Consider the following 12,357-nt stretch of genomic DNA (forward strand, 5'->3'; position numbering starts at 1 on the left):
CATCATGAAAACCTCACATGTCACCCTGCTTTTTGCCACCCTCACCCTCGCTCTGGCCGCATGTGGTCAGCATACCCCACAAGCAGGGAGCAACCCATCTGCGGGCACCATCATTCCCAACGCCGACTACACCCAGGGGGTGAGTGTTTCGGGTTCGACAGCCACCATCTGGTTCAAATCCTCCGTGAACACCAGCTGGGTGGATGTGCACTACAGGGTCAATGGCGGGACCCAGCAGAACTTCCGCATGACCTACAACAGTGCCTCGGCCCGATATGAAAGAACCCTGACTGTGGCCAGTGGCAACGTCATCACCTACAATTTCACCTACAACAATGGCACCCCTGCCTATGACACACCGCAATTTTCCTACACGGTGGGCGGCACAACCAATCCGCCACCCACTGGAACCTCGGGCTCCATCTTTTCTGTGGCAGCTTCTTCCATACCAGTACCCACAGGGAGCGGGGTGATGACGTTTAAAGTGCTCAACGGCACCAACGGAGCCTATGCAGACAGCAACATCTACTGGGGTGTGCTGGGCATCAACCCGGCCAATGGACGCTGGAGTTACCTGGACCGCAATGGCGTTTTGCAGCCCATCAGCACTGCCCTCAATGATGCCTCCAACCGCCTGGTGAAAAACGGCGTGAATTACGCCAACATCTACACCCGCATCAGCGAGGCCAACTGGGTGAGCCTGCCCCGCATCACCTCTGGACGGATGTTCCTGTGCGTCGGCAGCCCCTGCTACATCAAGACCTTCGACAATGGTTTTGCAGGACCGGACATCAACAACCCCACCGACCCCAACCGCAACATCTACTTTGATTTCATTGAATTTACGGTGGATGCCACCGGATACCACGGCAACACCACCCGTGTGGATGGCTTTGGTTTTCCCATCCAGCACCGTCTGGTGAACAGAGCAGGAAATTTTGACCGCACCGTGGGAGAACTGGAGAGTGAAACCCGCTCGGGCCTCTTCACCAAGTACCAGAATGAGGTGCCTGCAGAGTTCAAGCACCTCGGGACCCTGCAAGCCCCCTACCGCATTGTGGCTCCGATCTTTGGCAATTTCAAAGCTGGAGGCAGTCAGGCCAATTATTTCGCCAGTTATGTGAACCAGTACTGGACCACCACAGCGACCAAGCCCACCACCCAGGAGATCTTCCTGTGCAACGGCAATGCTGCCAACGCAGCAGCCTGTGCAGCTGTGAACAGACGGATCTACCACAATCCATCTGCCTGGAACACCCCTTCCCAGTACTATCTGGCTGGTCCAGCGAATTATTACGCCAGATTCTGGCATGACCACAGCTACAACAAACTGGCTTACGGTTTCGCCTATGATGACGTGAACCAGCAGGCCGCTTACCTGGAAGTGGGAGACCCCAAAGGCCTGATTGTGCGTGTGGGCTGGTAAAAGCAGGGTTTGAAAACACTTTGGACCTCCAGAGGCAATTCCCTCTGGAGTTTTTTTGTTGTCTGGAAAGGGAGATGTGGCCTTTTTCTTGATTTTATGAAAGGCCAAGCATGTCCGATGCAGGTTTTGTTGCAAAGGGGAGATGGGTGGGAAAACAGCACCTTCAAGGGAGGCCAGTGGGGCGCTGTGGGGGGGAAAATTCATGAAAGTGGGGAGAAGTGGGGGAGAAGGTGGGGAATTGTGGTAAAAGGTGGGGAAGTGTGGTAGCTTGATGCTTAGGTGACACAAAGATAACACGTCACTCAACTCACTCCTGTTGCAGCAGGGGTAGTGGAGATCTGCTGACATGCCCTTCGGAGAGTACGATTACGCCATGGACGACAAAGGTAGAGTGGTGATTCCTCCTGCCTTTCGTGAATTCGTTGAAGATGGAATGATCATCACCCGTGGCATGGAAGGCTGTCTCTACGTTTTTCCGCTTGATGTCTGGAAGCGCCTCGAGGAGCAGCTTGAAAAGCTCCCCCTCACAGACGCCCCCTCCAGATCCTTCGTGCGGTTTTTCTACAGTGGGGCAAGCAAGAACAGACTCGACAACCAGTACAGACTTTCGATCCCGCAGCCCCTGCGCCAGTTTGCCGCTCTGGAAACAGAAGTGGTGGTGGCCGGGGCGCCGAACCGTCTGGAACTGTGGAACCCGCAGCGCTGGAATGAGGTGCTTTCCGAGGTGCAGACCTCGCCACCCAAACCCGAGCTGCTGGAGAACTTCATCGCCTGAGGAGCATCATGGATTACAGTCACATTCCCGTCCTGGCAAAAGAAGTGGTGGAGGGTCTAGACCCCCGGCCCGGCAAGGTGTTCATTGATGGAACCCTTGGTGGGGCAGGTCACACCCGACTGCTGCTTGAAAAGGGCGCTCAGGTGTACGGCATCGATCAGGACCCTTTTGTCACCTCCCGCACCCCCGAACTTCCCGGTCTCACCGTTCTGAAAGGCAACTACCGGGACATGGTGGACCTGATGCAGGACACCGGTGTATCACAGGTGGATGGCATTCTGCTGGACATTGGCGTTTCCAGTTTTCAGCTGGACGACGCCTCCAGAGGCTTCTCTTACCACGAGGAGGCCCCGCTGGACATGCGCATGAGCCAGGATGGCCTCTCTGCTTTTGAAGTCATCAACGAATACGACCTTGAAGACATTGCCGCCATCCTGTACGAGTACGCGGAAGAGCGTCACAGCCGCCGGATCGCCCGTTACATTGTAGAGGCACGTCAAAAGAAACCCATCGAAACCACCACCGAGCTCGCTGCAATCATCAAGCGGGCCTACCCCGGACAGCATGCCCGGGGCATCCACCCGGCCAGACGGAGTTTTCAGGCCTTGCGCATCCACGTCAATGACGAACTGGGTGCCCTGAAAGATGGCCTGCAGGCCGCAAAAACCCTCATCAAACCCGGTGGTCGCCTCGCTGTGATCAGCTTTCACAGTCTGGAAGACCGCATCGTGAAGCAATTTGTCAAAGGCAACAACGGGTTCAAACCCCTCACCAAAAGGCCCCTGGAAGCAACCGAAGAAGAACTGGAGCACAACCCCAGATCCCGCAGCGCCAAACTGCGGGTGGCAGAACGAACGGAGGAGGATGGACAGTGAGCTGGCAGGACCGGGCGGTTCGATACATGCTGGTGTACTTCATTCTGGCCACAGTGCTTGTGGCCTGGCGGTACATCCAGCGGGACCTGCCCACCCGGATCACCGAGCTGCAGGACCAGGAAGAACAGCTTTACAACGAACGCAGCAACCTGTCCATTGAACTGCAGTCCCTGACCAGTCCGGTGCGCATCCGGGAATGGGCCGTCAAAAACGGCATGATTCCCTTCTCAAAGGCGAAAAAAGAACCCACCGACTTTGAGGCACCCTCACAGGAGACCCTCACCCTGCCGCAACCCAAACCTCTGGAGGTCGAGACCCAGTGGAACTGAAACGCATCAAAATCCGCTCCCGAGTCCTGCTGGGATTCAGCATTTTCATGTTCATGATCCTGGTGATTGCGTACGCCAAACTGGAATGGCACATGCCCACCCAGCCCATGCTGGACCCCGACGTTCTGCGTGGGCGCATCCTCACCGAAGATGGAACCATTCTCGCGCAGACCATCCGGGGCGAAAATTACGGAGAGGTCAAACGCATCTACCCACAAAAAACCCTGGCAGGCCAACTGATTGGGGTGATGGGCAAAGACAGAGGTCTGACTGGACTGGAACTGTTCTACGAGGAAGAACTGCGTTCAGGCCGGGATGTGGTGGTCTCGATTGATCCCTGGGTGCAGAGCATTCTGGAATCCCACCTGCACAAGCAGGCCACCGAAAACATGGGCGAATATGGAAGCGCTGTGGTGCTTGACACCCACACAGGCAAGATTCTGGCAGCAGCAAGCTGGCCCACATTTGATCCCAACAAGTGGCGTGAATACCCTGATTTCCAGAAACAGTGGCAGAACCGTCCCTTCATGGACACCTACGAACCTGGAAGTGTGGTCAAGGCCCTGACCATTGCCTCCGTGCTCAACGATGGCAGGCTCACCCCCAACACCTGGTTTGACACCCCAATGGCCCGCAGGGTCGGTGGGGCAACCATTCACGATTCCGTGTTCCACCCCCCCAGACTGGACACCCGCCATGTGCTCAGGTACTCCAGCAACGTGGGCATCAGCCACATGGTGGAGGACTACAGCAACGAGCAGATGTACAACTATTTCAAAGCCTACGGGATTGGACAGGAAGTTCCGCTGGAAAACATCCCCACTCAGGATGGAATTCTGTACAACTGGAAGAACTGGAAGCTGATCCAGAAGGTCAACATGGGATTCGGGCAGGGCCTGACCACCACCACCCTGCAGATGGCAGCAGCTTACAATGTCATCGCAAACGAGGGACGTTACATCGCGCCCTATCTGGTCAGCAAAGACCGCATCCGTGAAGAAAGGGAAGTGCTGCGCCCAGAAACTGCTCGCACCATGCGGAACATGCTCCGTTCGGTGATTGAAGAGGGCATTCCCACTGCTGCCAGTGTTCCCGGATACCAGTTGGGAGGCAAGACGGGCACGGCACAGGTGGTGGTCAATGGCCGTTACTCCAGCGAGATTTACAACAGTGTGTTCGCAGGATTTTTCCCGAGCAACCAGCCCAGAGTGACCATGGTGGTGATGGTGCACGGGGCCAAAAAGAACCATCACGGCTCACAACTTGCTGCCCCCATCTTCCGGGATGTTGCTGCCGAAATGCTCTCTGCCTGGGGTCTGCCTCCCGAATGGAAAGTGATGGAAGAGCAGAAAGAAGCCCGCAAGAACCCCAACCCCTGAATTTTTTGACACAGAAAAGACCCGCAGATGCGGGTCTTTTTGATTCACGGTTGCTGTGACGGTTACTCCAGCACCATCACAGCAGCATCTTTGATGTTCTGCAACACCTGTGTGGTGAGGGTCTTCCCACCTGCAAGGGTCACCAGATTCCAGCCGGGTTTCAGGACCACATTCAGGCCTTTTTCGCCCGTGATGGTGGTGCCGTCCTCCACGTACACCATCACCACATTGGCCTTGCCGGACATCAGGCTGGTGTCCAGCAGTTTTTCGTTGCTGGAGTGTTTTTTGTTGCCATCTGCATCCAGATAGGTGAAGAGTTTCAGCTCGGTGGTGGCGGTGGTGCCACTGATTTTCACATTGCCCACCACGCCCGGCCAGGTCAGGGTGTCCGCAGAGAGGGACCACAGACCTCTGGTGGGGGGATCATCGAGCAACTGGATGGAGAAGGTGCTGCCTGAAAGGGCAGTGCTGCTCCATTCGTATTGGGGGGTACCTGAGGGGTTCACCACAAAAACGCCCAGTCTGGCATTCCCCTTGACTGGTGTTTTGAGGGTGCCTTCCAGATTCAGTGCACTGGCACTGCCGAGGAGCAACATGACGAGGGTGGTGTGTATAGGCTTCATGGCTTCCCTGCCCTTCCAGATTCACAATATCACGTGAAGTTCTCATAATGAATTTAGCTTTGTTTGTCTCTTGTGCCAGTTCTTTCAGTTGAGCACTTCTCCAGGAAGTCTCAAAGTGAACATCGGAATGTTGACCTGAAAAGGTTCATGTTCAGCATTGAGGCACAGGTAATGGCCTCGCATGAAGGCAGGAAGGCGCTTTACCTGTACCCAGGAGCTGTATTCAAAAGAAGCACCACTCTCGATCACGGGTTGCAGCCCAATCACACCCTCACCTTCCACCACGGTGGTTTCTCCCTGTGCCTCTTCAATGACCCAGTGACGGGCCATCAGTTGAATGCGCACTGGAAGCAGGTTTTCCAGACGGATGTGATAGGAAAAAACATAAAGACCCGTTCTGGACGCGTCGGGTCGGAACTCTGGTGTAACTTGCACAATGACACTCATGCTTCTAACCATGGTATACCTTTTTTCACCGTCAGGTTTCACACCGGGCGGGACTTTTATTTGGTGTACATGTGACATATTGTTACTGAGGTTAGCAAGCTTCTCCACCGGAGGGCAGTGGGCCACCCCGGAGCAGAGAAGCCTCAAACACAGAAGGCGGTTATCCCTATGATTTCTTTGCTCAGCGAAAACCCCATCCTGGTGGTGTTTATCGTCGCAACCCTCGGGTACCTGATTGGACGGGTGCGCATTGCTGGTTTCAGCCTTGGGGTTGCAGGTGTCCTGTTTGCAGGACTGATCGTCAGTTCATTCAGCCCGGACATCAAACTGGACCCCAGCATCTACGAAATGGGTCTGGTGCTCTTCGTTTACACCATCGCCCTGGCCAGTGGTCCCCACTTTGTGGCCGCACTCAAAGGCTCTGGTGTGAAATACAACGTGCTGGTGGCCGGGGTTCTGGTTCTGGCTCCCGTGCTTGTGTTTCTGATCAGCAAGGCTTTCGGCTTCAAAGAAGGGGTGATGGCGGGTCTGTTCGCAGGAAGCCTCACCAACACCCCGGCACTTGCAGCGGTGCTCGAAGCCACCAAAAACCAGACGGACATTGGTGATCCCGTGATCGGGTACTCACTGGCCTACCCCATGGGTGTGATTGGTGTGTTGCTGGTCGCCCACATCCTCAAATCTGTTTTCAAAATCAATTACAAACAGGAAGCCAGAGACCTGCACATGCAGGTGGAGGAACTCGTTACGCAGGCCGTGGTGGTCAGAGACAACCAGGTGCGCAACGTGCGGGACCTGCTTCAGGACAACCACTGGAACGTGATGTTCGCCCGTGTGAAAAGACAGGGTGAAGTCCACATCGTCTATGACGACCTCGTGCTGCAGAAAAACGACATTGTGTCAGTGGTGGGTGCCCCCGACGACGTGAAAATCGTGGTCAAAGTCCTTGGGACACCCAGCGATGAAATGCTGGAAGTGGATCGCAGCCACTTTGACTTCAGGCGCATCTTCGTGTCAAGTGACTTCGCAGTGGGCAAACCCATGAGTGCCCTCAACCTCAGAAAACAGTACGGCGTGATCGTGACCCGGGTTCGTCGGGGCGATAAGGACATCGTTCCCACCCCCAATACCGTGCTGGAACTCGGAGACCGGGTGCGGGTGCTCGGGGAACGTGCCAACCTCGCCGGGGTGGCCAAGTTCTTCGGGGACTCCTACAAACACCTCTCAGAAATCAACCTGCTGACCTTCAGCCTGGGCCTGTGCATCGGGCTCCTGCTCGGAACCATCCAGTTCCCCCTGCCTGGAGGCGGCACCTTCAAACTCGGGATCGCAGGTGGACCCCTGATCGTGGGCCTGATCTTCGGTGCATTGGGCCGCACTGGAAAACTGGTCTGGACGGTGCCCTACAGCGCCAACCTGACCCTCAGGCAGATCGGTGTGGTGCTGTTCCTCGCTGGCGTGGGGGTGCGCAGTGGATACAAATTCGTCTCGCAATTCAATGGAACCGAGAGCCTCTACATCTTCCTGACCGGGGCGCTTGTCACTGTCCTGACCGCTGTTCTGACCCTTACCATAGGATACAAGGTACTCAGAATCCCCATGAGCATCCTGCTGGGTGTCATGGCAGGACAGCAGACACAACCTGCCGTGCTGGCCTACGCCAATGAACAGACCCAGAACGATGCTCCAAACATCGGTTACGCCAGCGTGTACCCACTTGCGATGATCATGAAGATCATCCTGGTGCAGGTGCTGCTGCTGTTCTGAGACAGGAGGCAAAGGTATGACAGGGCACGATTACATTCCCAGGGGAGCCAAACGCTTCGCCATCCTCCCCAGAGGTGCATATCCACTGCAACTTCATCTGCATCTCAAGACACTGCCGGGAGCACGCCTGATGGCACTGGTCACCGAACAACTCGAAGATGTGTTCCTCGACTTCGAATACGACCACCAGTCCTTCCGGATTCTGGAGTTGCCAGATGAATACTGGTTCGTGGTGCGCGATCCCAGGTGCCCTCCTCAGACCATGCGATACGTACTGGAGCACTTTCAGGCGTGACACCTCTCCATTGAAGGCCCACATGGGGCACCTCCAGGTGCCCCACTTCTTTTGCTGAAATACACTGGGGCATGCGGGTGATCATTGCTGGCTCCAGAGACCACGACCATTTTGTTTTGCAGGACCTCTGTCAGGCCATTGAGGAGAGTGGTTTTGAGATCACAGCAGTGCTGGTCACCGGAGATGACGGCGTATCCGAACTGGCTGCAAAGTGGGCCGGGCAGCATCAGATTCCGATTCTGGTGTTCGCCAGAGAGCCAGCAGACCCCACAAAGTCAGCAGCGGCAAAACGCAATTCCAGCATGGCCGATCAGGCGGATGCCCTCATCTGCCTGCACCACGGAACCAAGGGAAGCTGGAGCATCATGCAGGAAATGCGCAGGAGGGGAAAACCTGTGCATGAGGTGCAGTGGAGCGGGAAACTTGGAGAGGCATGAAGCACTGGAATCCTGATCAGCGTTTGAGCAAGACCTCCATTGCCCGGGTCACCGCTTCATCCTGATCTGGAAGGAGGATGGGGGTTTTGGGCAGAACGATGTCGGGTTCAACAGGTTTCAAACCCAGAGGGGTGCCATCGGGCAAAAAGAGCTGTTCAAAGCTGACCCACACCCGTGCACCATAGGATGGCAAATCATAAGCTCTTGCGCTCAACAGAGCATTGGCTGTGGGTTGACCCAGCAGCACAGCCCCTTTTTGCTGGCGAAGCAATGCAGCAATGTGTTCCCCTGCACTGGCGGTCAAATCGCTGATCAGAATGGCGATGGGAAGGTCCAGGGGATCTGGATCTCCAGGCAGGATGGATGCGGTGTATCGCCGCTCTGCTCCACCCCGTCCTTTCTGGATGGAAAGGGTCTGGCCATCCGGCAGGAAGGCACTCAGAAAATGGCTGGTTTCAGACTGCAAGCCACCTTCATGGTTGCGCAAGTCCAGTACGATCCCCCTGGTTTCGCCACCTCTGACCTGATCGGTCAGCTTGCGGCGCAGAGCGATGCTGATCGCCGTTTCCTTAAAATTGTCTATGCGAATGTAAAGAATGCCGGGTTCTTTCTGCAGGCGAGTCACCATCAGTGGCTGATGGGCCCGGACCATGCCCCGAATTCCGGTGAGTTTGCGCACAGGAACCCCAGGTGACTGAACGTCCAGGACCACCCTGGTGCCTTCGGGTCCTCTGATGTCATTGGAGGATGGACATGCCTTGCCATTGGCCGACAGAATGATGTCCCCGATCTTCAGTCCTGCCTGTTCAGCAGGGGAACCCTGAAACACCCAGGTGATCTGCATCTGGTTCTCGTGGTTCAGGACGGTCTGTATCCCGAGGCCATAAAAGCTGTCCTGGGCATTGTTGACCTGGGTGGCCCGATCCACCTGGGCTGGAGAATGGTAGTAGGTGTGGTGGTCCTGCAGGCTCCAGACCAGCTCACGCAGTTGCTGGTGGTAACTGGCATCGTCTGGTGCGGACATGATGCTGGACCGGAGCTGTTCCACCTTCTGCGTCCAGGCTTCCCCTCCCACCTCTGGAGTCATGTGGTTTTCACGGATGGTGCTCACCACCTGATTGAGCAGGTCAAGGCGAGCCTGTTCACCGAGGGTCTTTGATGTTCCATCCAGCTCAGCAAACTCGCTGGCAACGGATTCCACTGGAGGGGGGCAAAGGGGAGACTGGGCGAAGACCTGACCAAACGCTAAACTGAACATCAACATCAAAAGTTTACGATTCACCCAACCAGCCTATGAATGATGATGCAGTCTGGTCAAGCTGAAAAGGAGCTCTGTCTATGTGACTCCCCATGCACCGGCAATCCAGGGCGAGGAGAAACAGAGCTTCATCATCCACTGAAGTTCAACCATTCAGGGCACATCAGGCAATACGTCCCTTTTCGATCCTGCAGAAAAGCTATAGTGTAAAAAGATATGTCGCTGTACCGAGTGAACCACCGAGACGTTCCCGAACAAAAGGTGATCTGCCTGCAGGGTGTGGTCAATGCCTTTGAACTTCCTGCTTTCCTGCAACAGGGCCTGACCACCCTGGCCGGACATGCTGCTGCCCACCAGACCGAGATTGCAGGTGCCCCCTTTGTGCTGTACCACGAACCCGTCAATGAAGATGAAGCCGGAGCGGTGGAACTGTGCTTGCCTGTGGAGGAGGCTGTTCCCACCACCGAAGCCATCTCCCTGAAACTCGACCGTGCACACCGGGAAATGTATGTGACCCTCAAGTACCATCAGGTGCAGGAAGGCAACCTGATGGGGGCATACGACAAAATCCGCCTGCTCATGCCTGCAAAGGGGTTGCGGCCTGAAGGTTCGCCGAGAGAAGTGTACTTCAACTTCAACCCCACCCCGGACCTCAACGAGGCTTTTCTGGATGTGGCCTTCACCGTGGTTCCTCAGGGATGCTGTGGTGGTTCCCTGACCTGCGCTGGGCCCAGTGCAGACCAGACCATCTGCTGACATGGGAAGAAAATTCACCGTTCAGGGCACCAATCAGGGTTTCACCTGTGCCCACTGTGGTTTGGAGGTGCCTGCCCTGCAGAACGGAAGCGTTCGCAACCACTGCCCGCGCTGCCTCTACAGCCTTCACGTGGACATCCAGCCCGGAGACCGGGCCAACCCCTGCAAAGGGGTCATGGAGCCCATCGGGGTGGAACACAACGCCAAAAAAGGCTGGATCATCCTGCACAAGTGCCAGAAGTGCGGGGAGGTGGGTCGCAACAAAGCTGCTCTGGATGACCCGGTGCCAGATGATTACGACCTGATCATTCGGCTCACCCAGGACAGAGAGCCCTTGCTCTAACAAGCCTTACACATCTGGATTGGCAACCCTGTCGGTCCAGATGCTATTGTGTCGTGCAGGCTTTGCAAGACACAGTGACACAGAACAAAGGAGAACAAAACATGGAAGGAGCCTTCTGGTTTCTGGTGGGCCTGCTGGTGGTGGTGCCACTGGGCATTTTCTGGGCGGTGGCTGGACCCCTCAAGGGAACCCACAGTGGCAAGATCCTCAGGAACATTGGCATTCTGCAACTGGCTGTGGCCGTGATTGCGATTCTGGTGAAGGTGGTGCGGGGGTAAGGGCCCCCTGCTTCTCATTGCATTCGAAGCTGTCCCCCGTATCAAGGGGAACTTGTTGTTTGTCTGGGTGCACTGGGACCAAATCCCCCTGCTCATCGCTAAAGCTCTGAGCTGTCGCCCTTAACGAAGGGGGATTTCTGTTGTCCTACACCAATTCCCTTTTGTTAAGGGGGAACCAACAGGCAAAGCGAGCTGCAAGGGGATCTTACCCCTCTAGAGCGAAGACTGTCCCAGCCCTCTCGGTCTGGTTTCATATCCCACTGCATTGAGGGCGGCATGGGCACGTTCCAGCAGCTCTCCTGTCTCAAACCCGAGGCGCAGAGCACCGCCCTCTTCACGAATGGCCAGCACTTCGATGTCTTTGATGTTGATGCCTTTGTCTCCAAGGATGTTGGCGATGCGGCCAATCTCGCCGGGTTTGTCTGGAATGGCGACCACCAGATCAAACAGGCCAGGGATCAGGCTGCGTTTCACGATGGGCAGGCTGTCTCTGGTGCGTTTCCCTTCCATCGCGGACTCGAAGAGCATTTCAGGGCTGTCCAATTGTTCTTCGAGCTGGTCCAGTTCCTTGCGGAACCTGGAAATGGCTTCCCTGAGGGCTTCTTTGTTGTTGATCACCATGTCGCGGCTCATGCGGGGGTCGCCGCTGGCCACTCGGGTGATGTCCCGGAAACCCCCTGCAGCGAGCAGGGCCAGACGTTCATCGCGGGCCACCATGTGCGTGAGGGCCAGGGCCGTCATGTAGGGAAGGTGGGAAATGGTGGCAATCAACTGGTCATGGGCATCGGGGGGCATCACCACAGGATTGGCGCCAAGTTTGGTCACAAGTTGCTTCACCCGATTCAGCAGAGGGAGAGGCGTGTTGGCGGTGGGGGTCAGCACCCAGATGGCATTTTCCAGCAGAGAAGCCCTTGCTGCCGTGACGCCCGCTTTTTCACTGCCTGCCATGGGGTGTCCGGGAACAAAGTTTCGCAGGTCGGAAAGCAGGTCGGTGACTTTTCCCTTCACACTGCCCACGTCTGTGAAAACAGCATCCTCACGGGCGTGGCTGGAGAGGTCGCGGGCAATGCGCGCCAGCGATCCCACAGGTGTGGCCAGAATGATCAGGTCGGCCTGCTGCGCCCAGTCTCCTGGGGTGACGTAACCCTCATCAATGACACCCAGCGCCAGTGCGAGTTTCAGCGTTTCAGGGTTGGCGTCATAGCCGATGATTTTGTCTGCAAGAAAGCGGCCTTTGAGCCCGAGTGCGACCGAACCACCGATCAGTCCCACGCCAGCGATCACCACGGTTTTGAAGGGGTTGGGCGTCACCATACAGGGTAATGTATCACTTTTGTCAGGGTTCGATAAGGGCCATTTGGAGGTGGGA

At 56.2% G+C, this 12,357-nt stretch carries 15 protein-coding genes; 11 read left to right on the plus strand and 4 right to left on the minus strand.

The features are described 5' to 3' along the window. The 5 genes from DC3_RS18955 to DC3_RS18975 all read left to right on the plus strand — a co-directional run. The coding region (locus DC3_RS18955) for a glycoside hydrolase family 64 protein (RefSeq protein WP_222594797.1) at positions 1 to 1,426 on the plus strand (1,426 nt) is incomplete at its 5' end. 346 nt (positions 1,427 to 1,772) lie between these two features. Further along, entirely contained in the window at positions 1,773 to 2,201 is a 429-nt protein-coding gene (gene mraZ, locus DC3_RS18960) for a division/cell wall cluster transcriptional repressor MraZ (RefSeq protein ID WP_146887115.1), read from the plus strand. Between the two features lie 8 nt (positions 2,202 to 2,209). Then, the gene (rsmH, locus tag DC3_RS18965) at positions 2,210 to 3,076 is read left to right on the plus strand and encodes a 16S rRNA (cytosine(1402)-N(4))-methyltransferase RsmH (protein WP_146887117.1); all 867 of its coding nucleotides are present in this window, start codon (positions 2,210 to 2,212) and stop codon (positions 3,074 to 3,076) included. Further along, positions 3,073 to 3,405 carry a cell division protein FtsL gene (locus DC3_RS18970; RefSeq protein WP_146887118.1) on the plus strand — a complete coding sequence of 111 codons (333 nt, stop codon included), beginning with the start codon at positions 3,073 to 3,075 and terminating at the stop codon, positions 3,403 to 3,405. The genes rsmH and DC3_RS18970 overlap by 4 nt, the downstream gene beginning before the upstream one ends. Next, positions 3,396 to 4,784: a peptidoglycan D,D-transpeptidase FtsI family protein gene (locus DC3_RS18975; protein ID WP_146887120.1), complete on the plus strand. Its 1,389-nt coding sequence runs from the start codon at positions 3,396 to 3,398 to the stop codon at positions 4,782 to 4,784. The genes DC3_RS18970 and DC3_RS18975 overlap by 10 nt, the downstream gene beginning before the upstream one ends. Before the next feature lie 62 nt (positions 4,785 to 4,846). On the opposite strand, the gene DC3_RS18980 is transcribed toward DC3_RS18975, so the two are convergent. Together DC3_RS18980 and apaG are read right to left on the minus strand one after the other, a co-directional pair. Continuing rightward, positions 4,847 to 5,407 carry a hypothetical protein gene (locus DC3_RS18980; RefSeq protein WP_146887122.1) on the minus strand — a complete coding sequence of 187 codons (561 nt, stop codon included), beginning with the start codon at positions 5,405 to 5,407 and terminating at the stop codon, positions 4,847 to 4,849. An 84-nt stretch (positions 5,408 to 5,491) separates the two neighbouring features. Beyond that, positions 5,492 to 5,854, minus strand: coding sequence for a Co2+/Mg2+ efflux facilitator ApaG/CorD (gene apaG / locus DC3_RS18985; protein ID WP_146887124.1), 363 nt, complete (start codon positions 5,852 to 5,854; stop codon positions 5,492 to 5,494). Between the two features lie 168 nt (positions 5,855 to 6,022). Here apaG and DC3_RS18990 point away from each other — a divergent pair, with 168 nt between their 5' ends. The 3 genes from DC3_RS18990 (at position 6,023) to DC3_RS19000 (ending at position 8,353) form a co-directional block, all read left to right on the plus strand. Continuing rightward, positions 6,023 to 7,621 (plus strand): aspartate:alanine exchanger family transporter, encoded by a 1,599-nt coding sequence (locus DC3_RS18990; protein ID WP_146887126.1) that lies wholly within the window; start codon positions 6,023 to 6,025, stop codon positions 7,619 to 7,621. A gap of 16 nt (positions 7,622 to 7,637) precedes the next feature. Continuing rightward, entirely contained in the window at positions 7,638 to 7,916 is a 279-nt protein-coding gene (locus DC3_RS18995) for a hypothetical protein (protein WP_146887127.1), read from the plus strand. A 71-nt stretch (positions 7,917 to 7,987) separates the two neighbouring features. After that, positions 7,988 to 8,353 carry a DUF2493 domain-containing protein gene (locus DC3_RS19000; protein WP_146887129.1) on the plus strand — a complete coding sequence of 122 codons (366 nt, stop codon included), beginning with the start codon at positions 7,988 to 7,990 and terminating at the stop codon, positions 8,351 to 8,353. 16 nt (positions 8,354 to 8,369) lie between these two features. Here DC3_RS19000 and DC3_RS19005 read toward each other — a convergent pair whose 3' ends face one another. After that, a complete protein-coding gene (locus tag DC3_RS19005; protein WP_222594798.1) occupies positions 8,370 to 9,611 on the minus strand; it encodes a S41 family peptidase in 1,242 nt (413 codons plus the stop codon). Positions 9,612 to 9,827: 216 nt separating this feature from the next. On the opposite strand from DC3_RS19005, the gene DC3_RS19010 reads away from it, so the two are divergent. From DC3_RS19010 to DC3_RS29255, 3 genes are all read left to right on the plus strand, one after another. Continuing rightward, positions 9,828 to 10,367: a GyrI-like domain-containing protein gene (locus tag DC3_RS19010; protein WP_146887133.1), complete on the plus strand. Its 540-nt coding sequence runs from the start codon at positions 9,828 to 9,830 to the stop codon at positions 10,365 to 10,367. 1 nt (position 10,368) lies between these two features. Beyond that, positions 10,369 to 10,710, plus strand: coding sequence for an RNHCP domain-containing protein (locus tag DC3_RS19015; protein WP_146887135.1), 342 nt, complete (start codon positions 10,369 to 10,371; stop codon positions 10,708 to 10,710). Positions 10,711 to 10,811: 101 nt separating this feature from the next. Continuing rightward, on the plus strand, positions 10,812 to 10,988 hold the full coding sequence (locus DC3_RS29255; protein WP_186816126.1) for a hypothetical protein: 177 nt from the start codon (positions 10,812 to 10,814) through the stop codon (positions 10,986 to 10,988). A gap of 213 nt (positions 10,989 to 11,201) precedes the next feature. Here the strand turns inward: DC3_RS29255 and DC3_RS19020 are convergent, their stop codons facing one another. Continuing rightward, a complete protein-coding gene (locus DC3_RS19020) occupies positions 11,202 to 12,302 on the minus strand; it encodes a prephenate dehydrogenase (RefSeq protein ID WP_146887137.1) in 1,101 nt (366 codons plus the stop codon). Between the last annotated feature and the right edge of the window lie 55 nt (positions 12,303 to 12,357).

This window comes from Deinococcus cellulosilyticus NBRC 106333 = KACC 11606, assembly GCF_007990775.1.
Taxonomy (GTDB): domain Bacteria; phylum Deinococcota; class Deinococci; order Deinococcales; family Deinococcaceae; genus Deinococcus_C; species Deinococcus_C cellulosilyticus.